Annotated in this window: 19 protein-coding genes; 2 read left to right on the top strand and 17 right to left on the bottom strand. The window is 66.4% G+C overall.

Annotated features, from left to right (window positions below; all coding sequences use genetic code 11):
* Window positions 1–46: 46 nt before the first annotated feature.
* The 17 genes from DSD28_RS07395 to DSD28_RS07315 all read right to left on the bottom strand — a co-directional run bounded on the left by DSD28_RS07395 (window position 47) and on the right by DSD28_RS07315 (window position 20,139).
* The gene (locus DSD28_RS07395) at window positions 47–589 is read right to left on the bottom strand and encodes a hypothetical protein (protein ID WP_119255736.1); all 543 of its coding nucleotides are present in this window, start codon (window positions 587–589) and stop codon (window positions 47–49) included.
* Window positions 582–3,389 (bottom strand): 2Fe-2S iron-sulfur cluster-binding protein, encoded by a 2,808-nt coding sequence (locus tag DSD28_RS07390; protein WP_119255735.1) that lies wholly within the window; start codon window positions 3,387–3,389, stop codon window positions 582–584. Before DSD28_RS07390 ends, DSD28_RS07395 begins: the two co-directional genes overlap by 8 nt.
* The gene (locus DSD28_RS07385) at window positions 3,370–3,654 is read right to left on the bottom strand and encodes a sarcosine oxidase subunit delta (protein ID WP_119255734.1); all 285 of its coding nucleotides are present in this window, start codon (window positions 3,652–3,654) and stop codon (window positions 3,370–3,372) included. Before DSD28_RS07385 ends, DSD28_RS07390 begins: the two co-directional genes overlap by 20 nt.
* A gap of 9 nt (window positions 3,655–3,663) precedes the next feature.
* On the bottom strand, window positions 3,664–4,917 hold the full coding sequence (locus DSD28_RS07380) for a sarcosine oxidase subunit beta family protein (RefSeq protein WP_119255733.1): 1,254 nt from the start codon (window positions 4,915–4,917) through the stop codon (window positions 3,664–3,666).
* Window positions 4,918–5,134: 217 nt separating this feature from the next.
* Window positions 5,135–5,782 (bottom strand): TetR/AcrR family transcriptional regulator, encoded by a 648-nt coding sequence (locus tag DSD28_RS07375; protein ID WP_162911288.1) that lies wholly within the window; start codon window positions 5,780–5,782, stop codon window positions 5,135–5,137.
* 107 nt (window positions 5,783–5,889) lie between these two features.
* Window positions 5,890–6,639: an ABC transporter ATP-binding protein gene (locus DSD28_RS07370; protein WP_119255941.1), complete on the bottom strand. Its 750-nt coding sequence runs from the start codon at window positions 6,637–6,639 to the stop codon at window positions 5,890–5,892.
* The gene (locus DSD28_RS07365; protein ID WP_119255731.1) at window positions 6,636–7,469 is read right to left on the bottom strand and encodes an ABC transporter ATP-binding protein; all 834 of its coding nucleotides are present in this window, start codon (window positions 7,467–7,469) and stop codon (window positions 6,636–6,638) included. Before DSD28_RS07365 ends, DSD28_RS07370 begins: the two co-directional genes overlap by 4 nt.
* On the bottom strand, window positions 7,466–8,383 hold the full coding sequence (nikC, locus tag DSD28_RS07360; RefSeq protein ID WP_119255730.1) for a nickel transporter permease: 918 nt from the start codon (window positions 8,381–8,383) through the stop codon (window positions 7,466–7,468). Before nikC ends, DSD28_RS07365 begins: the two co-directional genes overlap by 4 nt.
* Entirely contained in the window at window positions 8,380–9,441 is a 1,062-nt protein-coding gene (locus DSD28_RS07355) for an ABC transporter permease (protein WP_119255729.1), read from the bottom strand. The genes nikC and DSD28_RS07355 overlap by 4 nt, the downstream gene beginning before the upstream one ends.
* A 24-nt stretch (window positions 9,442–9,465) precedes the next feature.
* Entirely contained in the window at window positions 9,466–11,115 is a 1,650-nt protein-coding gene (locus DSD28_RS07350) for an ABC transporter substrate-binding protein (protein ID WP_119255728.1), read from the bottom strand.
* A gap of 174 nt (window positions 11,116–11,289) precedes the next feature.
* Window positions 11,290–11,904 (bottom strand): TerC family protein, encoded by a 615-nt coding sequence (locus DSD28_RS07345; RefSeq protein ID WP_119255727.1) that lies wholly within the window; start codon window positions 11,902–11,904, stop codon window positions 11,290–11,292.
* Window positions 11,905–12,101: 197 nt separating this feature from the next.
* Window positions 12,102–13,754 (bottom strand): metallophosphoesterase family protein, encoded by a 1,653-nt coding sequence (locus DSD28_RS07340; RefSeq protein ID WP_119255726.1) that lies wholly within the window; start codon window positions 13,752–13,754, stop codon window positions 12,102–12,104.
* A 29-nt stretch (window positions 13,755–13,783) separates the two neighbouring features.
* Window positions 13,784–14,584, bottom strand: a complete 801-nt coding sequence (locus DSD28_RS07335) for an inositol monophosphatase family protein (protein ID WP_119255725.1) — start codon at window positions 14,582–14,584, stop codon at window positions 13,784–13,786.
* Between the two features lie 22 nt (window positions 14,585–14,606).
* Window positions 14,607–15,668 carry an ABC transporter ATP-binding protein gene (locus tag DSD28_RS07330; protein ID WP_119255724.1) on the bottom strand — a complete coding sequence of 354 codons (1,062 nt, stop codon included), beginning with the start codon at window positions 15,666–15,668 and terminating at the stop codon, window positions 14,607–14,609.
* Window positions 15,665–17,899 (bottom strand): ABC transporter permease, encoded by a 2,235-nt coding sequence (locus DSD28_RS07325; RefSeq protein WP_119255723.1) that lies wholly within the window; start codon window positions 17,897–17,899, stop codon window positions 15,665–15,667. Before DSD28_RS07325 ends, DSD28_RS07330 begins: the two co-directional genes overlap by 4 nt.
* A 69-nt stretch (window positions 17,900–17,968) precedes the next feature.
* Window positions 17,969–18,997, bottom strand: coding sequence for an ABC transporter substrate-binding protein (locus DSD28_RS07320; protein ID WP_119255722.1), 1,029 nt, complete (start codon window positions 18,995–18,997; stop codon window positions 17,969–17,971).
* 119 nt (window positions 18,998–19,116) lie between these two features.
* Complete coding sequence (locus DSD28_RS07315) at window positions 19,117–20,139, bottom strand: ABC transporter substrate-binding protein (RefSeq protein WP_245424771.1); 1,023 nt, start codon at window positions 20,137–20,139, stop codon at window positions 19,117–19,119.
* Between the two features lie 218 nt (window positions 20,140–20,357).
* Here DSD28_RS07315 and DSD28_RS07310 point away from each other — a divergent pair, with 218 nt between their 5' ends.
* Window positions 20,358–21,098 carry a response regulator gene (locus DSD28_RS07310; RefSeq protein ID WP_119255721.1) on the top strand — a complete coding sequence of 247 codons (741 nt, stop codon included), beginning with the start codon at window positions 20,358–20,360 and terminating at the stop codon, window positions 21,096–21,098.
* Entirely contained in the window at window positions 21,095–23,227 is a 2,133-nt protein-coding gene (locus tag DSD28_RS07305; RefSeq protein ID WP_119255720.1) for an ATP-binding protein, read from the top strand. The genes DSD28_RS07310 and DSD28_RS07305 overlap by 4 nt, the downstream gene beginning before the upstream one ends.
* Window positions 23,228–23,243 lie beyond the last annotated feature (16 nt).

Raw genomic sequence — 23,243 nt, 5'->3', positions numbered from 1 at the left:
GCGCCCGCACCATTGCGGGTCGTTCTTGTTCGAAACCGGGTTCTCCTCAGCCCCCGCCGGCCCTGCTCGAAAGCAGCGGCTGGCGTTCCATCCATTCCCATAGATAAGCGGCAAGTCCCCGGTCCACGTGGATGCGCAATGTCTGCACATCCCCGTGGAAATAGACACTGCATGTCAGGCCGCAAAACTGCAAGGCCGCACAGGGGCCGCCATTATCGGGATCGACAGCCGTCGCGCGGGCGATGAGGTCACGGACACCCTGCCCGCGCGCTTCGAGGACGCGCAGTGCCGAGCCGACCGCCGTCACGGCATAGCCCTCATCGTGCCATCCGACCGGGCATTCGGATGCCGGAACGCCCACGGCAAGCAGTCGGTCGCGGGCAACGCGCACTGCATATCGTTCGCCGGAGGCGAGCCCGAAGGCGCCGATGTCGGTGCCAAGGCCGTGCCGGGCGAGAAAGCGCTCGATATTGCCGCTGACAAGATGCTGCGGCAGGCCGGTGACGGCACGGATGCCAAGCGACGGTGCGGCGAGCAGCGCTCCCGCCCAGTCGGGTTCCGGCCGCCATTTGCGGGAATTGTCAAGCATGGAGGCGGCCTCCTTCCGGATCGAAGGCGCAGGGCGCGACGATGCGGGCGTGCCGCACCCCCTTCAGATGCTGCAATTCGATGACGTCGCCCATGCGCGAAAGGCCGCGCTCGATGAGGCCGAGCGCGATCGGCCGCTGGAGCGCGGGGCTGAAATAGCTCGACGTGACATAGCCCGTGCTGCGCCGGCTGCCCGACGCCCGCTCGGTACCGTGCGCGCCGGTCGGCAGCGCGCCCTTGCCGTCCACCGCCTCGAGCCCGACGAACTGCCGGCGATCGGCCCGCGCGGCATCCTCGGTGATCAGCGAGCGGCGGCCGATGAACTCGACCTTTTTTCTTTCCAGCGGCGCGGCAAGGCCGAAATCCATCGGCCGGCTCGTTCCGTCCGTATCCTTGCCGATGACGACATAGCCCTTTTCCGCGCGCAGGATCATGAGCGCTTCGAGGCCGAGCAGCGTCGCGCCGTAAGCCTCGCCCTCGCGCCGCAGCCGCGACCAGAGCGCGGCGGCATGGTCGGCCGGAACGGAGATCTCGTAGGACCGTTCGCCGGTGAAGCTGACGCGGGCGATCCGCACCGGGGCTCCTTCGAAAGCGCCGGAGACGACGGCCATATGCGGCAGGGCCGCATCGTCGAGTGCCGCATTCAGGCCGAGCGCGGCGATCAGCGCCGGCGCTTCGCGGCCGGACACCGTCAGCGTTGCCATTTCCGCTGTCGCATTGTGGATGAAGATGCGGCTGCGGTCGAAACGATCCTGCCGCCATTCCTCCAGCAGGGCGTGCACGCCCGCCACATGGGAGGAGGAGCAGGAGACGATGAAACGGTTCTCGTCGAGGCGCACCAGCACGCCGTCGTCATAGATATTGCCTGCCTCGCTGAGGATGAAGCCGTAGCGGCAACGGCCGGGCGCAAGCGTCGAGACGGTGTTGTAATAGATGAAGTCGAGGAAGGGCGCGGCATCCGGGCCGATGACCTCGATCTTGCCGAGGGGAGAGCCGTCGAAGAGCGCAATGCCCTTGCGTGCAGCCATGGCCTCGGCCTGGATGCGGGCTTCTGCGGGGCCTTCGCCATAATAGGCCGGCCGCAGCCAGCCGCCATATTCGCGGAAGACGGCGCCATCCGCCCGATGCTCCCTTTCGAGCGGCAGGCGGCGCAGCGGATTCATGAGCGTGCCGGACCGGGCGCCCGCGAAGGAGGCGAGCGGAACCGGGGTGAAGGGCGGGCGATAGGTCGTCGTGCCGACTTCGGGAATACGGCGGCCGGTGATCTCGGCCATCAGCGCGAGGCCGTTGACATTCGAGGTCTTGCCCTGGTCGGTCGCCATGCCGAGCGTGGTATAGCGCTTGAGGTGCTCGACGGAGACGAAGTTTTCCCGGACGGCCAGTTCCACGTCCTTGGCGGTGACGTCGTTCTGGAGGTCGATCCAGACCCGCTCCTTGGCACCCGGCTTCGGCCATGCGGCGACGATGCCGAAATCGCGGGCCGCCCCCTTCGCAAGCTCTGCCGGAAGGCCGAAATCGCCGGCCGCGGCCCCGACCACCTCGACGCCCTCCACCGGCCGGCCGGGTACGAAGGCGAGAATGTCGTCGCGCCAGTCGAGCTTGCCCTGCGCCTGGCAATAGAGATGCACGGTCGGCGTGAAGCCGCCGGAAGCGAGCACCGCATCCGCCTCCAGCATGCTGCCGTCGGAAAGCCGGACGGCACTGACAGCGCCGCGGCCGCTCGCAGAGACGACGGTGAGCCCCTTCAGCACCCGGATTCCAGCGGACGTCGGGGCATCGGGGCGATAGTCGACGACTGTGACCTCGGCGCCGGCGTCCGCCAGCGATTCCGCCGCCTCATAGGCAAGGCCATTGTTGGTGGCGACGACGATCTTCCGCCCGGCGACGACGCCGAAGCGGCGGAGATAGACGAGCGCGGCCTCCGCCGACATGATGCCCGGCAGATCGTTGTTGCCGAAGGGCAGCGGCCGTTCGATGGCGCCGGTGGCGAGCACGATGGACCCGGCGCGGACCCGCCAGAGCCGGTCCGGCGCACCATCCGCGCCCTTCTGGCTGAGGCCGATGAGGCGGTGGTCGTAGATGCCGAAAGCCGTGGTTCCTGCCAGCACCAGTGCGCCTGCCTCCACGAGTTCCGCCGCGACGTCCGCAGCCCACTCCGCCCCCGGCTTGCCCTCGATGGTCGCCGCGCGATGAAGAAGGCTGCCGCCCACCTGCCGCCCGTCGTCGCAAAGCACGACCCGCCGGCCGGCCCGCAGGGCCTTGCGCGCAGCAAGAAGGCCCGAGGGCCCGGCGCCGACCACCAGCACGTCGCAATGATGGTTGACCTGCTCGGCGAAGGACGGCTCGCGCAAGCCGGCATCCAGCGTCCCGAGGCCGGCCATCTGCCGGATACGCGGCTCGAACAGGTGCCAGTCGGGGAACATGAAGGTCTTGTAGTAGAAGGCTGCCGGGATGAAGCGCGAGAAGGCGTCGAGGAAGGCAAGGCGATCCTTCTCGGCGCTCGGATCGGCATTGACGCTGCGCACGGCAAGGCCATCGACAGCCAGTACCTGCGTCGCCCGCGTGTTCGGCATGGCACCGGCGATGTCGACCAGTGCGTTCGGCTCCTCGACGCCGGCGCCCCAGAGGCCGCGCGGGCGGTGATACTTGAAGCTGCGGCCGAGGACGGAAACACCGCCCGCCAGCAGCGCCGAGGCGACGGTATCGCCCGCAAAACCCTCGACCACCCTGCCGTCGAAGGTGAAGCGCAACGGCCGCGTCCTGTCGATGGCCGTCCCGCCTTCAGTGCGCCAAGCCGTCATCGCCGCCTCCTTCCGTCAGTGCGAAAGACCGCGCAATGCCGTGGTGCACCGTGTCGCGCTCCATGCGGAACACTTCGCCGCAGGTCATGTGCATCCAGATCTCGTTTGCCGCGCCGCGCAGGTTGTTCCGTTCATGAAGATAGGCGGTCCATTCGCCATCCGTGACGTCGCGAAAACCTTCCGGGCGGTGGTTGCCGGCGTCGCCGCCGAAGTGGAATTCGGTCTCGGAGCGTGGCCCGCAGAAGGGGCATGGGAAAAGCTGCATCCGGTCCTCCTAATGCGCGATGCCGGAGCCGGCAGCCTCATCGATCAGCCGTCCGCGGGCGAAGCGGTCGAGATCGAAGGGGCGGCTGACGTCGTGGTGTTTGCCGGTGGCGAGGAGATGCGCGAGCAGCGTGCCGCCCGCGGGGATCGCCTTGAAGCCGCCCGTTCCCCAGCCGCAATTAAGGAAGAGGCCGGGCAGCGGGCTTTCGCCGAGGATCGGCGAGGAGTCCGGCGTGACGTCGACGATGCCGGCCCATTGCCGCATCAACCGCAATTGCCGGAAGCTCGGGAACATTTCCAGCAGCCCCGAGATCACCGTCTCCAGCATCGGCAGGTTGCCGCGCTGGCCGTAGGAGGGAACGCGGTCGAGCCCACCGCCGATGACGAGTTCGCCCTTGTCCGACTGGCTGGCATAGGTGCCGGTGGCCGGCGACAGAACGACCGTGTCGAGCGCCGGCTTGATCGGCTCGGAAACGCAGGCCTGCAGGGCATAGGAGGTGATCGGCAGGCGGAAACCGGCCTTGGCCGCAAGGTGGGACGAATGGCCGGCGACGACCATGCCGACCCGCTCGGCGCGGATCTCGCCGCGGCTCGTCTTCACGCCGCGGCAGCGCCCGCCCTCGATGAGGAATTCCTCGACCTCGCAGGACTGGATGATATCGACGCCCAGCCGGTCGGCGGCGCGCGCATAGCCCCAGGCGACCGCATCGTGCCGCGCCGTGCCGGCCCTGCCCTGCCAGACGCCGCCGAAGACCGGGTAGCGTGCATCGGGCGACATGTCGAGCAGCGGCAGCACGCGTCGCACGTCCTCGATGCCGAAGAGCTCGGCATCCGTGCCGTTGATCTGCATGGCATTGACGGTGCGCGCCGCCATCTCCATCTCCGCCTCGCTGTGGGCGAGCGTGATGATGCCGCGCTGGGAAAGCATGATATTGTAGTTGAGGTCGCGGCCGAGCCCTTCGTAGAGCTTCAGGGCCATTTCATAGAGCGCCGTGCTCTCGGGGAAGAAGTAGTTGGAGCGAACGACCGTCGTGTTGCGCCCCGTATTGCCGCCGCCGAGCCAGCCCTTCTCGATGACCGCGACATTGCGGATATTGTGGACCTTGGCGAGATAATAGGCCGTCGCCAGCCCATGCCCGCCGCCGCCGATGATGAGGATGTCGTAGCGCGGCTTCGGCTGGGGCGAGCGCCACGCCTGCTGCCAGCCTTTCTGGCCGGCAAGCCCTTCCTTGAAGAGCGAAAGCGCCGAGTAATGCCGCGTCATCGCACTCCATCCTTTGCAGGGTAGAGCCGCTTCGCCGAGAAAGCGACGGCCGGATTTTTCCTCATGAATCCCCCTCCCGGCAGGCCCGCGCCTGTCGTTGGATGAATTTCATATCCTCTCTGTACATGAATGTCCATTGGGGCTTGAAAAGCATCCACGTTCTTTCCACGCGAGTGCAAAGGGCTGGGGAAATCGTCTGTACAGAGGTGAACGGAAATCAGCCGTCGGGCAGCAGCCGGCGCATCACGGCAGTGAAATCCGCCACCTCGCCTTCCGTGGCCGGGCGGCCGGTGAAGGTCAGGAGATAGGAGCGGAGGTGGCTGAGGCGCTCGTCGCGACTATCGCCGATGCCGAGCGTGAAATGGCCGACCTGCGTGAAATAGAGGATGCGCGCCCGGGTGAAGGCCTCTTCCTCCGGATAGTCGTAGCGCAGGAACATCCGCTTTATGGCGTCGATCCGCTGATCGTCCGCCTGCTCGACGACCGCGCGCACCGTGGCGTCGATGCGCCCCCAGGCGCGAACGGCGGCATCCAGTGGAGGATCGAAAAGCGCGGGATCGACCCAGCATTCGAAGATATGGCAGACGCCTTCATTGGCTGATGCAGCCGGGCGCAGGGCGCGCTCGATGATCGGGCCGGTATTCTTGCGCAGCCAATGGTCCAGCAGCGCGCGCTGCAGCGCCTGCAGATCCGTGAAGAACCAGTAGAAGCTGGAGCGCGACACGCCGAGCTTCTTCGCCAGGACTTGGATCTTGACGTGCCCGATGCTCTCTTCGACCAGTGCCTCGACGCCAGCCTCGATCCAGGCTTCGCGCGTCATGCGTCCGGCGGCCTGCTTCGTCCCCGAGGGTTTTCCTGCGCTCACCTCGTCTCCTCTGCTTCGTTCCACGGCGCCATCTTGCGCAAAGCCCGGTCGATGGCAAGGCGGGCGGACGTCAACAGCAAATAGCGGGATCGCTTGCGTTCCGTGACTCAGCCGGTGCGCCGGAAGCCTTCGCTGGCGGCAAGCAGGCCGCGCGTGTAGTCCTGCGTCACCCTGCGGGCCGCAAGATCGGCGGCGGTCAGCTCTTCCACGGCGCGGCCGTTCTGCATGACCATCAGCCGGTCGCACATATGGGTGACGACGGCGAGGTCGTGGCTGACCATGACGAAGGTGAGGCTGCGGGCGGCGCGAAGCTGTTCCAGAAGGTTCAGCACCTCGGCCTGCACCGAGGCGTCGAGCGCGGAAGTCGGCTCGTCGAGCAGCAGGATCGAGGGTTCGAGGATCAGCGCGCGGGCGATCGCCACGCGCTGGCGCTGGCCGCCGGAGAGCTGATGCGAATAGCGGAAGCGGAAGCCGGAGCCGAGGCCCACCTCGTCGAGTGCCCGAACGATGCGGTTTTCGGTATCGGTGAAACCGTGGATGGCGAGCGGTTCGAGGAGCAGCCGGTCCACCGTCTGGCGCGGATGCAGCGAGCCGTAAGGATCCTGAAAGACCATCTGGACCTTGCGATAGAAGGCCTTGTCGCGCTTGTTGCCGAGCGGCGCGCCATCCACGGTGATCGTGCCTTGGGAGACCGGCGCAAGGCCGGCCACGGCGCGCAGCAGCGTCGACTTGCCGGAGCCGGATTCGCCGACGAGCCCGTAGGACTCGCCCGGCGCGACCGAGAGGCTGACATCGTCGAGCGCCACGAAATCGTCGTAGACGACGCCGAGGCCGTTTATGGCAAGGGCCGGCGTCATGTCCGCCACTCCGGTTTGCGATCGAGCACCGGCAGCGGGTGCCGGTCGGCGCCGATCTGAGGCATGCAGTTGAGCAGGCCGCGCGTATAGGGATGCTGCGCCTCGGAGAGCTTTTCGGCCGGCAGCTCCTCGACGATGCGGCCGGCATACATGACGATGACGCGGTCGCAGAAGGAGGAGACGAGGCGCAGGTCATGCGAGATGAAGATCAGCCCCATGCCGCGCTCGGCGACCAGCCGGTTGAGGATGGCGAGCACGTCGAGCTGCACCGTCACGTCGAGCGCCGAGGTCGGCTCGTCGGCGATCAGCAGTTCCGGGCCGGCGATGAGCATCATGGCGATCATCGCGCGCTGGCCCATGCCGCCGGAGACCTCGTGCGGATAGAGGTCGAAGACGCGCTCGGGATCACGGATCTGCACGGCGGCAAGCATGTCGAGCGCGCGCTTTTTCGCCTCCGCCCGGCCGACGGGCTCGTGCGCGCGCAGCGTCTCGACGATCTGGCGGCCGATGGTCATGACCGGGTTCAGCGAATATTTCGGGTCCTGCAGGATCATGGCGATGCGCTTGCCGCGCAGCGCCCGCCGCTCGGCCTTCGACGCCTTGAGGAGATCGATGCCGTTGAATTCGAGGCGTTTGGCGTCGATGACGCCGTGCTCGGCGGTGAGGCCCATGATAGCGCGGCCGGTCTGGGACTTGCCGGAACCGCTCTCGCCGACGATGCCGAGCCGCTCGCGGCCAAGGGCGAAGGAGACGCCGCGCACGGCCTCCACGACGCCGGTGCGCGTCGGGAAGGAGACGCGAAGGTCCTCGACGGTCAGAAGCGCGCTCACTGGCCGCTCCCCCGCGGGTCGAGCGCATCGCGCAGGCCGTCGCCGAGCAGGTTGAAGCCGAGGCTGACGACGAGGATGGCGAAGCCCGGCATGGCGGCGACCCACCATTGATCGAGAATGAAGCGGCGGCCGGAGGCGATCATCGCGCCCCATTCGGGCAGCGGCGGCTGTGCGCCGAGGCCGAGGAAGCCGAGGCCGGCGGCGGTGAGGATGATGCCTGCCATGTCGAGCGTCACGCGCACGATGAGCGAGGAGATGCAGAGCGGCATGATATGGCGCAGCACGATGCGCCAGGGCGAAGCCCCCATGAGCTGCACGGCGAGGATATAGTCCGAATTGCGCACCGTCAGCGTCTCGGCCCGCGCGATGCGCGCATAGGGCGGCCAGGAGGTGATGGCGATGGCGATGATGGCGTTGCCGATGCCGGGGCCGAGCGCCGCGACGAAGGCGAGCGCCAGGACGAGCTTCGGGAAGGCGAGGAAGATATCGGTGATGCGCATCAGCACCGCATCCACCCAGCCGCCCGCATAGCCGGCGACCGTGCCGACCAGAAGCCCGAGCGGCGCGGCGATGACCGCCACCAGCAGCACGACCTGCAAGGTGAGGCGCGAACCGTAAATGAGGCGCGAGAGGATGTCGCGGCCCTGATCATCCGTTCCGAGCCAGTGGCCCGGCCCCGGCGTCAGCAGGCGCGCATTGGCGAGATCGCCGACATAGGGCGAATGGGGCGCAAGCAGCGGCGCGAAGACGGCAAGGAAGACGAGGCCGAGGATGATCAGCAGGCCGAGCACGGCAAGCCGGTTGGCGGTGAAGCGCCGCCAGGCGACATAGGCGCGGCCGAGCCTTGCCTGAAGGCGCGATTGCGGCCGGTCGGTCAGGAGCCATTCGCGGCGGGTCATGGCGGCCTCGCTCATCGGGTCCTCGTTCGGGGATCGAGCATGCGATAGAGCACGTCGGAGAGAATATTGATCGCGATGAAGACGGAACCGATGACGATGGTGCCGCCGAGCACCGCGTTCATGTCGGCGTTTTGCAGCGAATTGGTGATGTAAAGGCCGAGGCCCGGCCAGGCGAAGACCGTCTCCGTCAGCACCGAGCCTTCGAGAAGGCCGGCATAGGAGAGCGCGATGACCGTGACGAGCGGCACGGCCGCGTTGCGCAGCGCATGCCCCCAGATGATGCGGGTTTCCGAAAGGCCCTTGGCCCGCGCCGCGACGATATATTCCTGCCCCAGCTCGTTCAGCATGAAGGAGCGCGTCATGCGGCTGATATAGGCCATGGAGAAATAGCCGAGCAGCGAGGCCGGCAGGATGATGTGCGAGACGATGTCGCGGAAGGCCGCCCAGTCGCGGTTGAGGATTGCGTCGATCAGGAAGAAGCCGGTGACGGGCGTGAAGGTATATTCGAACACCACGTCGATGCGGCCGGGGCCGGAAACCCAGCCGAGGCGGGCATAGAAGACGAGGAGCGCGAGAAGCCCGAGCCAGAAGATCGGCACGGAATAGCCGATGAGGCCGACGATGCGCACCACCTGGTCGGCGATGCTGCCGCGCCGGACGGCGGCCAGCACGCCGAGCGGAATGCCGATGACCGCGCCGATGATGGTGCCGACGGAGGCAAGCTCCATCGTCGCCGGGAAGACGCGGCGGATGTCCGTCATCACGGGATTGGTTGTCAGCACGGAGGTGCCGAAGTCGCCCTGGAAGACGCCTTTGATATAGAGCCAGAACTGCTGGTAGTAAGGCAGGTCCAGCCCCATCTCCTGCCGCACGCGCTCGACCACGCGGGCCGGCGCGCGATCGCCGACGATCGCCAGCACCGGATCGATCGGCACGACGCGGCCGATGAAGAAGGTGACGGCGAGCAGGCCGAGATAGGTCGTGGCGACGACCACGAGGAAGCCGGCAACCGATTTGAGCCTCGCATAGGCGCGCCGTTTGGCGCGCCCTGCCGGCTTTACCGTGTCAGACATGCTCAAGGAAATCGTCCTTCCGGCCTATTCCTTGCTGACGGGGGCCAGCGGGTTGGAGTCGAAGCTCGGGCCGAGCGTATAGCCCTTGACCTTGCCGCGCACGCCGGCGACCTCGATCTGCTGGAAGATCATCACGAAGGGGCTGGTGTCCAGCGCCTCCTGCTGGAGCTTCCTGTACATCTCGGCGCGCTTGTCGGAATCGCGCTCCAGAAGGGCGGCCTTGCTCTGCTCCGTCAGCTCCGGAATGTCCCAGGCATTGCGCCAGGCGAGCGTCTTGACGGAGGCGTCGTCGCCATTGTCCGGGTTCGAGGTGAAGGCTTCCGCGTTGGAGTTCGGATCCCAGTAGTCCATGCCCCACTGGCCTATATACATGTCGTGGTTGCGGGCGCGATACTTGGTCAGGGTCTGCTTGCCGTCGCCGGGAATGATCTCGACCTTGACGCCGGCCTGGCCGGCAGTCTGCTGGAAGGACTCGGCAATGCCCGTCACCGGCTGCGTGTTGCGCACGTCGAAGGTGACGGAGAAGCCGTCCTTCAGGCCGGCTTTCTCGAGCAGTTCCTTGGCCTTCGCGACATCGAGCTTGTAGGGGCTCGCATCGAGCGCGCCGAGCACGCCCTTGGCCTGGTAGGTCTGGCGGATCTCGCCGATGCCCTTGATGAGCGTCGAGCCGATCGCGTCGTAGTCGACGAGATACTTGAGGGCCTCGCGCACCTCGGGCTTCGCCAGCTTCTCGTTCTTCTGGTTGAGGCTGATGTAATAGACCGTGCCCTTGGGGGCGCTGGTCGTCGTCAGGTCCGCGTTTTTGGAAACGGCTTCCAGATCGCCCGGCTCCAGGTTGCGGGCGACATCCACGTCGCCGGCTTCCAGCATCAGGCGCTGGGTCGCGCTTTCCTTGACGTGGCGGTAGATGACGCGGGTGAGCGCGGGCTTTTCGCCATAGTAGTTGTCGTTGCGCTCCAGCACGACGATCTCGTTGGCGCGCCAGTCGCGGATCTTGAAGGGACCGGAGCCGGCATAGTTGGTCTTCATCCAGGCATAGCCGAAATCGGTATCGTACTTGTAGTCGTCGCTCGGCTTGGTGGATTCGGCGTGTTCCATCACCAGCTTCTTGTCGAGCACGGCGCCGACGGTCGCGGTGAGGCAGTTCAGCACGAAGCTCGGCGCATAGGGCTTGTCGACGGTGAAGACGAAGGTGCCCTCGTCCACGGCCTTCGCCTTTTCCGCGACGTTGTCGCCGGTCAGGCCGAACTGGGTGAGGATGAAGGCGGGGCTCTTGTCGAGCTTGACGACGCGCTCGAAGGACCAGGCGACATCCTCGGCGGTGAGCGGGTTGCCGGAGGCGAACTTGATGCCCGGCTTCAGCTTGAACGTATAGGTGAGGCCGTCGTCGGAGACGGTCCAGCTTTCGGCGACGCCGCCCTTCACCTTGGTCGTGTCGGCGATGTCGAGGCGCACGAGCATGTCATAGGCATTGCCGATGAACTCGGCCGGCGTCAGCTCGAAGGATTCGGCCGGATCGAGCGTGATCGTGTCGTCGATGGCCCAGGCCTGGACGAGCGTATCGGCCGGCGTCTCGGCAAAGGCGGGCGCCATGCCGCCGGTGGCCAGCAGCAGCGTGAAGGCCGCGCCGGCGAGCAGCGGGCGAATGCGCGAATTGATCTTTTCCCTGTTCATTCCGGTTCCCCATTTTCGATTGTGCTTGAAGGCCGCGGCACGGGATCGATGCGCCGATGCCATTTCCGCAATACAATCATAATACTGATGGGAAAAACAATCCCCCTTCGGCGACTGTCCCGGTTCGCTTCGCGCGGCAATCGAAAGCCAGCCGAAAATGCCGCGCGGAAGGGTTCAGCTTGCCGGAATGTAGGGCATCACTTCAAGCGCGCCGCGATAGATCATGTCGAGCGCGACATAGAGGATGATCGCAAGGCCGATATAGGCGATCCAGCGATGCTTGTTGAGCAGGCGGGCGATGAAGTTGGCCGCGATACCCATCAGCGCGATGGAGAGCGCGAGGCCGACGACGAGGACGCCCGGATGCTCGCGGGCCGCGCCGGCGACGGCAAGGACGTTGTCGAGCGACATGGAGACGTCGGCGACGACGATCTGCGTCGCGGCCTGGAAGAAGGTTTTTCGCGGGGCGCCCTCGGATGTGGCACCGTCCTCGCCCTCCTCGTGCCCGCCGCGCAGTTCGCGCCACATCTTCCAGCAGACCCAGAGCAGAAGCAGGCCGCCGGCGAGCAGCAGGCCGATGATCGCCAGCAGGTGCACGGCGACCGTGGCGAAGATGATGCGAAGGACCGTCGCCGCAAGGATGCCGACGAGGATCGCCTTCTTACGCTGCGTGGGTTCCAGGCCGGCCGCGGCAAGGCCGATGACCACCGCATTGTCGCCCGCCAGCACGAGATCGATCGCAATGACCTGCAAGAGCGCCGTGAGGCCGGCCGCCGTCAGAATTTCCATGCTTTGCCACCTTCGGATCTGCACGTTGGGTGGAGGCCATCCCCCTGCCCGCCGATATCGATCAGTACCCTTTCGGATTTGCGCTTTGCAAGACCGGCGAAAGAAGATCAGGCCACGACGCGGGCGCAGCCACGGATTTCGCCGGGCGAGCGCGATGTTTCCCCTCTTCCATTAGCTTGTTGTTCCTGACTGCCGGCCTAACGGGCAATCCTGATGGCGTCGGTTTCCGGAGATCCGGTCACGATCTCCCAGTCGCGTGAGAAAGCGAGGCGACGGAAATCGTCCTTCCGGAAATGCCGGCGGAATATCCGCAGGAGGCTGGCGGCAAGGCCCTCGCCGGCCGGCATGCCGCAGATATCCAGCAGCGCGTCGAAGGTCGCGCGCTCGTCCTCCGGCATTTCCAGGCGCCAGGCGGCGTTGTGGCGGGCGATATAGATCGCCTCGACCAGCCGCATGGCGGGGATGGCCGCGAACCGCGCGCCCTGCTCCGGGGAAAGTGCAACGCCCGCTCCTTCGCTCGCGATGTCCGCCAGCGTCATGCGCTTTATGGCGGCCCGGGCTTCCGGCGTCCATTCCTTCGCGAAGAAGCGATGGTGGACGATCTCGCGCAGGTGCCGGATGGCGAAGGCGCCGAAATCGCCGGCATCCAGCAGGTCGCCGACATCGAGGCCGCTTTGTTCCGCCTCCCGGCGATAGGCCGAGAGGATTGCCGGATCGAGGGCAAGGCCCGCCACGCGTATGGTTTCGAGCTCGGCTCCGTCGTCGTGAAGCGTCAGCAGGCGGTAGCCGCCGGGATAGCCGGCGGTGGAAGGCACGGCGACATTGACGATGCCATCCTGCTGCGAAACGTTGTCGATATGCAGGTGCCCGCTGAAATGCAGCCGGAGGCCCGCTTTCGCGAGCAGCGCGGCGGTGTCTTTCGAGGGCGTGCGGCGCACGAAGATCGTCCGCCCGAACAGCCGCTGCTCGTCCTCCAGGGTCGCGTCGAACGGGTCGACGGCGGGATAATGGGCAAAGGCGATCAGCCGCTTGCCCAGCCGCTCGGCCCGCCGGGAGACATCGGCGATCCAGTCCAGCAGATAAGGCCGGTGCGCCACCAGCGCGTTGTAGCCGGCATCCGTGCTGTCGTCGAAAGCTTCTTCCGCAAGGTCGAAATCGCCGTCGCGCGGCACGAAGACATTGCCGTCGATGGAGAGCAGCCAGACGGCCTCCACCGGTTCGACCAGATAGGACGCATCGATGAAACGGCGCTCGTGGCGGCCGTCCGGCGAGGACAGGGTGTATTGCCGGTCCGCAAGATCGTCAGACACGCCGAATGGCGTTTCCCAGTGCAGCGCCGCGCCGTCGCGGAAGAAGCCGAGCCCGCGCGGCAGGCTTTCCGCATAGGAGCGGCAGCGCATGGCGGGATTGAACAGCACGCCCTCGCCATCCGGCCGCGATCCCGAGACCAGGAAGGATCCGCCGTCCTCGAGCAGGAAGCTCCGGTCGAGGCTTCGGCCGGAATAGCCGTAGACGTCATGGTTGCCGACGGTGGAGAAGAACCGCATGCCGAAACGGTCGGCATAGGACTGCATCAGCGCAAGCGAGGCCGCGACGCTTTCATCCTGCCCGTCGTCGGAATAGTCACCGACGACGATGACATGGCGAATGCCGCGCGCGGCGATGTCGTCCAGCACCGCGCGAAAGCCCGCCTCGCTTTCGTTGAAGAGGCGCGTCGACTGGACCGTGTCGGCAAGCGTGCGCAGCTCCATCCCGCCGGGCAGGCGGTCGGCCGCGATGCGGTCCCCGCGATAGTTGCCGCGCACATTGTGCAGATGCGGATCCGCGATGATGGCGAACCGTTGATGCATTATCGTTCCTCTCCGGGCCGGGGCAGCCTTCAGTCCAGTTGCGCGAGCTTTGCGAGTGCGGCGCGCGCGCCCGGCCCGGCAGCGACGACGGGAGACCCCTTCGTCAGCCGCTCGCCTTCCGTCGGGAAGGGGTGATACCAGCCGCCTGCCTCCTTGACGAGGCAATAGCCGGCAAGGCAATCCCAGGCATGCATGTAGGGCTCGTAATAGCCGACGAGCCGGCCGGCGGCGACATAGGCCAGCATCAGCGCGCCGGAACCGTTGCGGATGAAATTGCCGCCCGCCTGCAGCAGGCGGCTGACGATATCCGCCACGGCTTCCGGCGTGACATGGCTGTTGGCGCCGATGCCGGTCAGGGCGTTCTCGATGGTGCGGGAAGGATCGAGCGTCAGGACCTTGCCGTTGAGCTTCGCCCCCCTGCCGGCGGCGGCGGCATAGAGCTCGCCATGGCAAGGCGCGCCGATGACGCCGACGACCGGCACGCCCTCGTGCAGCACGGCGACCGAGACGCACCAGTTCGGCATGCCATTGACGAAAGGCGCCGTGCCGTCGATGGGGTCGACGACCCAGGTATAGCCGGATGTGCCCGCCGTCAGGCCGAACTCCTCCCCGAGGAAGCCGTCTTCCGGGAACAGGGCCTCGACCCGGTCGCGGATCAGTTTCTCCACGTTGCGGTCGGCGATGGAGACCACGTCCTGAAGGTCGCGCTTGGTCTCGATCACCAGGGAATCGCGCCGGTTGAAATAATCGAGCGCCATTGCCCCGCCCTCCTGCGCGAGGAGCTTGGCGAGGGCGAAGCGTTTGTCGAGGGCCGTCTCTTGCGACGTCATGCGTTTATTCCTTGCAATGGTGTCAGGTATTGATGAGGGCGATGCCGCGGTTCTTGAACTGCAGCGTGGCATCCGCCGCGGCGGGCAGGATGCGGTCGACGGCGTGGTCGACGATGAAGAGCGTGCCGACATCGGTCTCGACTTCGTATTCGACATGATCGCCGAGATAGGCCGAGTGCAGGATGCGGCCGGAAAGCCCCTCCCCGCGCCCTTCGGTGAGCGTCACCGAGCCCGGCCGCACGGCAAGGTTCGCCGCGCCGGGCCTTGCCCGCCCGGCCGGCACGCGACGCTCGAACCCGCCGACGCGGACTTTCGCCTCGTCGTTCTCGATGCCGATCACCTCGCAGGCGATCACATTGGCCTCGCCCATGAAATCGGCGATGAAGGAGGAGGCGGGCGCCTCGTAGAGCTCGCGCGGGGCGCCGGACTGAGCGATCTCGCCGTCCTTCATGACGATGATTCGGTCGGAGACGGCGAGCGCCTCGTCCTGGTCGTGCGTGACATAGACGGCGGTGAAGCCGAGACGCTGCTGGAGCTCGCGGATATCCGTGCGCACCTTGCGGCGCAGGCGCGCATCGAGGTTCGACAGGGGCTCGTCGAGGAGCAGCACCTGCGGCTCCAGCACCAGCGCGCGAGCGACGGCGACGCGCTGCTGCTGGCCGCCGGAAAGCTCGGCCGGCAGGCGGTGGCCCATGCCGGCAAGGCCGACGAGCGCCAGCCCCTCCTCCGCCCGCTCCCGCGCCTCCCTGCGCGAGAGGCCGGAGGATTCCAGGCCATAGGCGACATTGTCGAGCGAGCTCATGTGCGGGAAGAGCGCATAGGACTGGAACACCATAGAGACGTCGCGCTCGTTGGCCGGCAGCATGGTGACGTCCTTGCCGCCGATGAGGATGCGCCCGGCGGTCGGGTGCTCGAGGCCGGCGAGCATCCTGAGCGTCGTGGTCTTGCCGCAGCCGGAGGGGCCGAGCAGGGTGACGAGCGTGCCGGGCTCGATGGTGAGCGACAGGTCCGGGATCGCGGTGAAGGCGCCGAAGGTCTTCTTCACATTCTCGAAGGTGACGGAACCGGCTTTGGGATTGATCATGCTATTTTCTCCTGACGGGAGGAAGAGGACGGGGTGAGGCCGGCGACGCGGTTCTCGCGCCTGAGCCGCCGTTCACCCACGAGAAGCTGGAAGACGGCGATGACCGCGATCATCACGACGATCAGCATGGAGGAATAGGCGATCGCCACGCCGTATTCGCCGTTCTCGACGAGGCCAACGATGTAGGACGTCGCCATGTTGTATTCGGCGCTCACGAGGAAGATGACGGCGCTGATGGACGTGATGGCGCGCACGAAGGAATAGACGAGCGCGGCGGTGATGGCGGGGCGCAGCAGCGGCAGAATGACCTTGCGGATCGTGCGGAAGCTGCCGGCGCGCAGCGTCAGCGAGGCCTCGTCGAGGCTCTTGTCGAGCTGGCTCATCGCCGCGATGCCGCCGCGCACGCCGACCGGCATGTTGCGGAAGACGAAGCAGGCAATCAGGATCAGCGCCGAGCCCGTCATTTCCAGCGGCGGCAGGTTGAAGGCCATGATGTAGCTGACGCCGATGACCGTGCCGGGAATAGCGAAGCTCATCATCAGCGCGAATTCGAAGACGTTCCGCCCGGCGAACTTCTGGCGCACGATGATATAGGCCGTCAGCAGGCCGACCGCGGCGGTGAGCGGCGCGGAAAGAAGCGCGATCTCCATGGTCGTCCAGAACGAGTTCCAGGCGACGCCCGTCCAGGCGATGCCCCAGGCCGTGCCATTGCCGAAGGTGATCGAGAAGGCCTTGATGTAGTGGTCGAGCGTCAGCGAATTGTCGAGGCCCCAGGTCTTCACGAAACCGCCGACGAGGATCATGCCGTAGATGACCAGCGTGAACAGGCCCCACGGGATGACCACCGAATGGACGGCGATGGAAAGCCCCTTCGGCAGGGCGATATGCGCCCCGCTGTCGCCCTTGCCGGTGACGGTGGCGAAATTCTTGCCGGAGAGCCAGACGCGCTGGGCCAGGAAGGCCGAGAGCGTGAAGAAGAGCAGCACCATGGCGAGCACGGCGGCGCGGGACGGATCGTTCTGCGAGCCGACGACGGCGAAGAAGATTTCCGTCGAGAGCACGCCATGGCTGCCGCCGAGCACCAGCGGGTTGCCGAAATCGGCCATGCTCTCGATGAAGCCGATGAGGAAGGCATTGGCGAGGCCCGGCTTCATCAGCGGCAGCGAGACGCGGTAGAAGGTGCGCCAGCGATTGGCGCGCAACGTGGTCGAGGCCTCCTCCATCGACGGGCTGACGCCCTCGACGACACCGATCAGCACGAGGAAGGAGATCGGCGTGAAGGAAAGGACCTGAGCGATCCAGATGCCGGTGAGCCCGTAGAGCCAGCGACCGGGCTCGATGCCGAGGAGGCTCGAAAGCCCCTGCGTGACCACGCCGGCGCGGCCGAAGAGCAGCGTCAGCGCAAGGCCGATGACGAAGGGCGGGGTGATGATCGGCAGGATCGTCAGCAGGCGCAGGCCCTTCTTGAAGGGAAACTGCGTGCGGGTGGCGACCAGCGCGAAGGCGAGGCCGAGCAGCGTGGAGCCGAGGCCCGTCATGATGGCGAGCCATAGCGTGCGCCAGGCGACGCCGCAGCGGCCCGCGCCGATGACGCAATTGAGGCTCCAGATGCTCGGATCCTGCAGGTTGCGGATGAAATTGTCGGGATTGAACGAGCCGTCGAAATCCTGCACCGAGCCGATGAACATGCTGCCGATCGGATAGAAGACGAAGACCGCGACGAGGAAGACGAGCAGCGAGATCGAGCTGACGACGAAGGCATCGCCCTTCATGACGCCCCGCTCGGCAAGGCCGAAGGAGAACATCAGGACGAAGGTGATGGCGCAGAGCACCGCGCCCGCCCCCATCGAGGACTGGCCGTCGGCAAGCGGGCCGAACAGGCTTTCGCTGATCGCCCATGTCCAGCCGGAGAAGCCGATGGCCAGCCCCTGGAGCGCCAGGAACAGGACGCCGATCGCCCCCACCCAGGCCAGCACGGCGCCGCGGCGCATCGGGTCCGCCATGCCGCGCGCTGCACCGGCGATGAGAAGGAGCAGCACGACGGCCGCGAGCCACAGGCGGCCATGCGCCGCGATCTGGACGAGACCGGGTGCGGCCTCGGTGGAAAGCGGGAAACCGGCCAGCCAGCCGAACCCGAAGAAGCCGTTCTCGATGCGATACCAGGGCAGAAGGGTCAATGCGACCGCGCCCAGGATCAGGACGATGTCCAGCCTGCGATTGCCATTCGTCATGGCCGACCTCGCTGTCTTTGATTATGGGAAGGCGGCGCCCGGAGGAGACGGGCGCCGCCACTCAGGACATCAGTTGGCGGCAGCGCCGACTTCGCGGTCCCAACGCTCCAGCAATTCCTTGCGCTTTGCCGGGTCGCCGTAAGTCTTGAAGTCGTAGTTGATCAGCTTGATATCCTCGAACTTCGGCGCTTCCTTCGGAATCTCCGCGTTTTTGTTGGAGGGAAGCTGGAAGGACTTGGCATCCTTCATGCGCGACTGGACTTCCGGGGTCAGCGCCCAGTCGTACCAGATCTTCGCATTGTCGAGGTTGCGCGCGCCCTTGATGATCGACATGGAGCCGATCTCGTAGCCGGTGCCTTCGCAGGGCGTGACCGAGGTGACCGGGAAGCCTTCGGCGATCTGTGCCACGGCGTCGTGCACGAAGACGATGCCGAGCGCCGTTTCGCCGCGCGCCGCCGCCTTGACCGGCGCTGAGCCGGACTTGGTGTATTGCGAAATGTTCTCGTTCAGCTTCTTCAGGTAGTCGAAGGCCTGGTCCTCGCCCATGATCTGCACGAGGGAGGCGAGCGCCGTATAGGCCGTGCCCGAGGAGTTCGGGTTGGCGATCTGGATCTCGCCCTTCAGTTCGGGCGCCAGGAGGTCGGCCCAGCACTTCGGCTCCTTGAAGCCCTTCGACTTGAAGATGTCGTTGTTGTAGCCCCAGCCGAGCGCGCCGGCATAGACGCCGACCGTACGGTAGCCCGAGCTTTCCGCCTGGCTCTTGGCCCAGTCGTTGAGCTCGTCGAGCTTGGGCGACTTGTATTCCAGCGTCAGGCCTTCGGAAGCGGCCTGCAGGTGCGGGTCGCCCGTGCCGGCCCACCAGATGTCGGTCTTCGGGTTGCGGGCTTCCGCGCGGACCTTCGCATAGGTCTCGCCGGAGGACAGGCGAACCATGTTCACCTTGATGTCGCTGTGCGCCTTCTCGAAATCGCCCTTCATCTGCTCGCAGATGACAACGTCGGCCGAGCAGATGAGGTTGAGCTCGCCGGCGGCCTTTGCCGGCAGGGCGGCAAGGGCCGTTCCGGCGAAGAGCATGAGGGAAAGGGTCTTCATTTTCATTGGGCATCCTCCTGTTGCCTGGTCATGAATTTGGCTGCGAACGGCGCACGAGGGGGCCATCGGCCTGCCCGCGAGGGCGGCGCGTCCGCGGTATTCCTAAGTCTTGCGTGAAGGCTCGCTCAGTTCGTCGCGGCGATCTCCGCGTCGAACCTTTCGAGCAGCCGACTTCGCTCTTCCGGCGAGCCGAAGGTCGCGAAGTCGTAATCCACCATCTTGATCATCGAGATATCGGGCGCTGCCAGCGGCAGGGTCGATTTCGCATTGGACGGCACCTGGTTCTGGCCGGATGCCGCGCCGGTGCCTTGTCCTTCCGGGCTGAGCGCAAAGTCGACGAAGCGCTTCGCCTCATCCGGATGCCGCGCGCCCTTGACGATGCTGACCGCGCCGATCTCGTAGCCGGTGCCCTCGCAGGGCGCGACGATCACCAGCGGATAGCCCGCCTGTTTCTGGGTGACTGCATCATGCATGAAGGAGATGCCGATCAGTGTCTCGCCGCGCGCCGCCGCCTTGACCGGCGCGGACCCGGCGCTCGTATAGCGCCCGATATTGCGGTTGAGCGCCGCCATGAAACGGAACGCCTCGTCCTCGCCGAAGAGCTGCACCAGCGTCGCGAGCGTCGTGAAGGCCGTGCCGGAGGAGTTCGGATTGCCGCTCTCGATGCGCCCGCGATAGGAAATGTCGGCAAGGTCCTTCCAGCAGGCCGGCGCGGGCAGTTTCAGCTGGCGCAGGAGGTCGGCATTGTAGGCAAAGCCGAGCGCTCCGGCATAGATGCCCGCCGAGCGCCCGCCCGACATGGCGAAGAAATTCTGCGCCCAGGGCAGCATGTCGCGTTCATGCGCCGGACGATAGGGTTCGAGAAGGTCTTCCGACCCGCCCTGGAGATGCGTGTCGCCCGTGCCGCCCCACCAGACGTCGACCGTCGGGGCGACCTTCTCGGCGCGGATCTGGTTGAGGATGTCGCCGGTGCTCTTGCGGGTCATCGAGATTTCGAGGCCGGACTTCGCCTCGTACGCCTTCTTCATCGCCGCGCACCAGTCCTCGTCGACGCCGCACAGAACGGTGAGCGCCGGGGCTGTCATGCCGGTCGTGACGCTGCATAGCCACAGGGCCACGCCCGCGCCGAAAGCGGTGATGCCTTTCACGATTTCCTCCCATTTGGAACGTCGCCGTCCCAATCTCCGCAGTCAGGATGTCACATTCCCCGCCTGCCGCAATCGAAGAATGGTTACCGTTCTTACAGCCTGGGGCGGCCGCCGCATGGCAAAAATTACAAAGATTACAAATGTGATAAATCCGCATAACACGAGCTGCTTTGAACATTCGACAAGCGCCGCCTATGATGCGGGCGGGAGGACGTGCAGTGCTGATCGAGCGGATTCGGATTCTGATCGTCGAGGACGATCCGGACATGGCGGAGCTTGTTTCCGACCTCGTGGAGGCGGAAGGCTGGACGCCGCTTATCGCCCCGTCGGCCGAAGCGGCCGCGGCCGTGCTCGCGCATGAGACCGTGCATCTCGTGCTCGTCGACCATAACCTTCCCGGCACCTCCGGGCGCACCTTCGCCCAGCGCCTGCGTGCGCAGACCAATATCGGCATTGTCATGGTGACGGCCGCCGGCAGCGCGGCGGATCGCGTGCTAGGGCTGGAAACGGCGGCGGACGACTATGTCGTCAAGCCTTTCGAACCGATCGAGCTCACCGCCCGCATCAAGGCGGTGCTGCGCCGCACGATACCGTCGCTGAAGCCGGAGCGCGACGGCGAGCGCGAGCCGGAGCCCGCTTCGCTCCGACTCGGCGACTGGTCGGTGGACCTGAAGAACCGCCGCGCCGTCTGCCTCTCCGATCCGGGCAAATCGCTGACCAGCGCGGAATTCACCCTCCTCGAAATCCTCGCCGAGACACCGAACATGCCGGTCAGCCGCGCGCATATCCTCGACCGGCTCGGCGCGGAGAGCGACCGCTACATCGACCGCAACGTCGATGTCCTCGTGCTTCGGCTGCGGCGCAAGATCGAGCGCAACCCGGACCTGCCGCGCCATATCAAGACGCGGCGCGGCAAGGGATATGTCCTCGACACGGACGACGGTGAGCCCGCCCTGTGATCAGCCGCCCCTTCCTTTCGTCGATCGCCTTCCGCCTGCCGTTTGCGATCGTCTTCATCTGCGTGCTGGTCTTCAGCCTCGCGACCATCGCCGTCTACGGCCTGCAGCGGGCGCGGGAAGAGATGGCCGCCTACGGGCTTCAGGCCTTTTCCAGCCTCGCCAAGGCCTCCCTCGTCTCCCGCCAGGTCTCGGACCTCGTGTCGAGCGCGCCGTTCCTGATGAATGCGACGTCGCCCTACCGCGTTTCCAGCGAAAGCCGCTCGGTGGTCGGGCAGGTCGATGTGTTGCTGCGCGCCATGCAGCCGGAAAGCGGCGAGAAGGCGGTCAAGGGCTTTGCCAGCGCCCGGATCGTCGAACTGCTGGAGACCATCCGCAACCAGACGACGACGCTTGCCGCCGATGCCGATTCCGCCCAGCAGCACAAGGCGGAAGCCGCCGCGGCGCTGGGCGAGATCGCGACCGGGCGCGGCATCGCCGACGCGGATTTCCGCCGCCGGCTGAATGGCATCGTGCAGTCGGCCTCCAATTCCGACAGCCTTTTCCAGCTCGGCGAGCTGCGCCGCCGCTATGTGGCGGAAACCACGCCGCGCCTCGAGCGGGCGGCGCCGGATGTCCGCGTTTCCGCCGCCGAGCTCGCCCCCTATGAACGGGTCTTCGAGGCACAGACCCAGTACCTGCTCGAAATGTTCTCGATCCGCGCAGCCGTCGCGCGGCTGCATGTCGTCTCGCGCGACCTGTCGCATGCTACGGAAACGCAGAGCGAGGCCGTCGCCCGTGGACTGAACGACGACCTGCTCACCACTTCCGACGTGCTGAGCCGGCTGCTCGTCATCGTCGCCTTCGCCGCGCTCCTGGTGCTTGCCATGGCGGTCCTTTCCATCCGCTCGGTGATGCGCGTCTCGCGCGGCATCGTCTCGCTTTCGAGTGGCATGAACGCGCTTGCGGAGGGCCGCAAGGATGTCGAGACGCCGAGCTACGAGGGATCGGAAACGGAGCTTGTGCGGCTCCTGGAGGCCTTCCGCGCCTTCCGCGAGAGCGTCGAGCGCGTTTCGCGGCTCCGGCGCACCGCCGAAGCGGCCGCCCGGACCATCCGCTCGACCTTCCGCAACATGAATGAAGGGATCGCGCTCTTCGATCCGCGCGGCCGGCCGATCACCATGAACCGGCGCGTCATCGAGCTCGTCGGCTGGTCCGGTTCTGCGCGAAAGCTGCCGGCGCGGAAATTCGTGGAGCCCATTCCCGAGATAGAGCCCGCCCTTCTGCCCGCGGACGAAGACCGGGGTGCGCTGGAGGACCGCGCCGTCCTGCGCCACCGCTCGAAGGCCGGGCGCGTCACGGAGGTCTCGCTCTCCCGCCAGCCGGACGGCGGCATCGTGCTACTTGCCCGCGACGTCACGGACATGGACCGGCAGGAAGCGGAGGCGGCCAAGGCGCACCGCCTCGACGGCATCATGCGCATGACCCATCAGGTGAGCCACGAGGTCGGCAACATGATCGGCATCATCACGGGAAGTCTCGGCCTGCTGGAGCGCGAGACCGGCTTCAACGACCGGCAGAAGCGGCATCTCTCCCGCATCCGCAAGGCCGCCGACCGCGGGCGTTCGCTCGCCGGCAGCATGCTTTCCATCGGCAGCCAGCAGCCGATCCATCCGGGCGCGGTGGAGATCGGCGCGCTGCTGCGCGGCATGGCGGACGTGCTGGAGATCGCCATCGGCGAGAAATGCCGCCTCGCCTTCGACATCGCGGAGGGCCTTCCGGCCGTGCTGCTCGATCCGGCCCTCTTCGAGCAATCCGTGCTCAATCTCTGCCTCAACGCCGCCGCGGCGATGCCCGAAGGCGGAACGATCCTCGTGCGTTCCTTCCGCAACGAGACGGGCGTCGTCGTGTCGGTGAGCGACGAGGGTGTCGGCATGTCGCCGGAGGCGGCGGACAAGGCGTTCGAGCCCTATTTCACCACCCGCAACGAACAGGGCGGCGCCGGCCTCGGCCTTGCCGTGGTCTATGGCTTCGTGCGGCAGAGCGGCGGCGACGCGCGCATTCATTCCACCCCCGGCAAGGGCACGACGGTCGAACTGTGGTTCCCGGCCCGCGCCGGGGAAAGACCCATCATAACACCGCCATTTCCGTAGCGTAGGGCACGGAAAA

The sequence above is a fragment of the Shinella zoogloeoides genome, from assembly GCF_003574625.1.
Taxonomy (GTDB): domain Bacteria; phylum Pseudomonadota; class Alphaproteobacteria; order Rhizobiales; family Rhizobiaceae; genus Shinella; species Shinella zoogloeoides_A.
The sequence above is the reverse complement of the archived record's forward strand: the minus strand, read 5'-3'. Positions and strand labels throughout refer to the sequence as shown.

Coding starts and splice junctions, on each gene's coding strand:
- DSD28_RS07395 (WP_119255736.1), bottom strand. CDS start 589: ATGCTTGACAATTCCCGCAAATGGCGGCCGGAACCCGACTGGGCGGGA.
- DSD28_RS07390 (WP_119255735.1), bottom strand. CDS start 3,389: ATGACGGCTTGGCGCACTGAAGGCGGGACGGCCATCGACAGGACGCGG.
- DSD28_RS07385 (WP_119255734.1), bottom strand. CDS start 3,654: ATGCAGCTTTTCCCATGCCCCTTCTGCGGGCCACGCTCCGAGACCGAA.
- DSD28_RS07380 (WP_119255733.1), bottom strand. CDS start 4,917: ATGACGCGGCATTACTCGGCGCTTTCGCTCTTCAAGGAAGGGCTTGCC.
- DSD28_RS07370 (WP_119255941.1), bottom strand. CDS start 6,639: ATGACGCCGGCCCTTGCCATAAACGGCCTCGGCGTCGTCTACGACGAT.
- nikC (WP_119255730.1), bottom strand. CDS start 8,383: ATGAGCGAGGCCGCCATGACCCGCCGCGAATGGCTCCTGACCGACCGG.
- DSD28_RS07355 (WP_119255729.1), bottom strand. CDS start 9,441: ATGTCTGACACGGTAAAGCCGGCAGGGCGCGCCAAACGGCGCGCCTAT.
- DSD28_RS07350 (WP_119255728.1), bottom strand. CDS start 11,115: ATGAACAGGGAAAAGATCAATTCGCGCATTCGCCCGCTGCTCGCCGGC.
- DSD28_RS07345 (WP_119255727.1), bottom strand. CDS start 11,904: ATGGAAATTCTGACGGCGGCCGGCCTCACGGCGCTCTTGCAGGTCATT.
- DSD28_RS07340 (WP_119255726.1), bottom strand. CDS start 13,754: ATGCATCAACGGTTCGCCATCATCGCGGATCCGCATCTGCACAATGTG.
- DSD28_RS07335 (WP_119255725.1), bottom strand. CDS start 14,584: ATGACGTCGCAAGAGACGGCCCTCGACAAACGCTTCGCCCTCGCCAAG.
- DSD28_RS07330 (WP_119255724.1), bottom strand. CDS start 15,668: ATGATCAATCCCAAAGCCGGTTCCGTCACCTTCGAGAATGTGAAGAAG.
- DSD28_RS07325 (WP_119255723.1), bottom strand. CDS start 17,899: ATGACGAATGGCAATCGCAGGCTGGACATCGTCCTGATCCTGGGCGCG.
- DSD28_RS07320 (WP_119255722.1), bottom strand. CDS start 18,997: ATGAAAATGAAGACCCTTTCCCTCATGCTCTTCGCCGGAACGGCCCTT.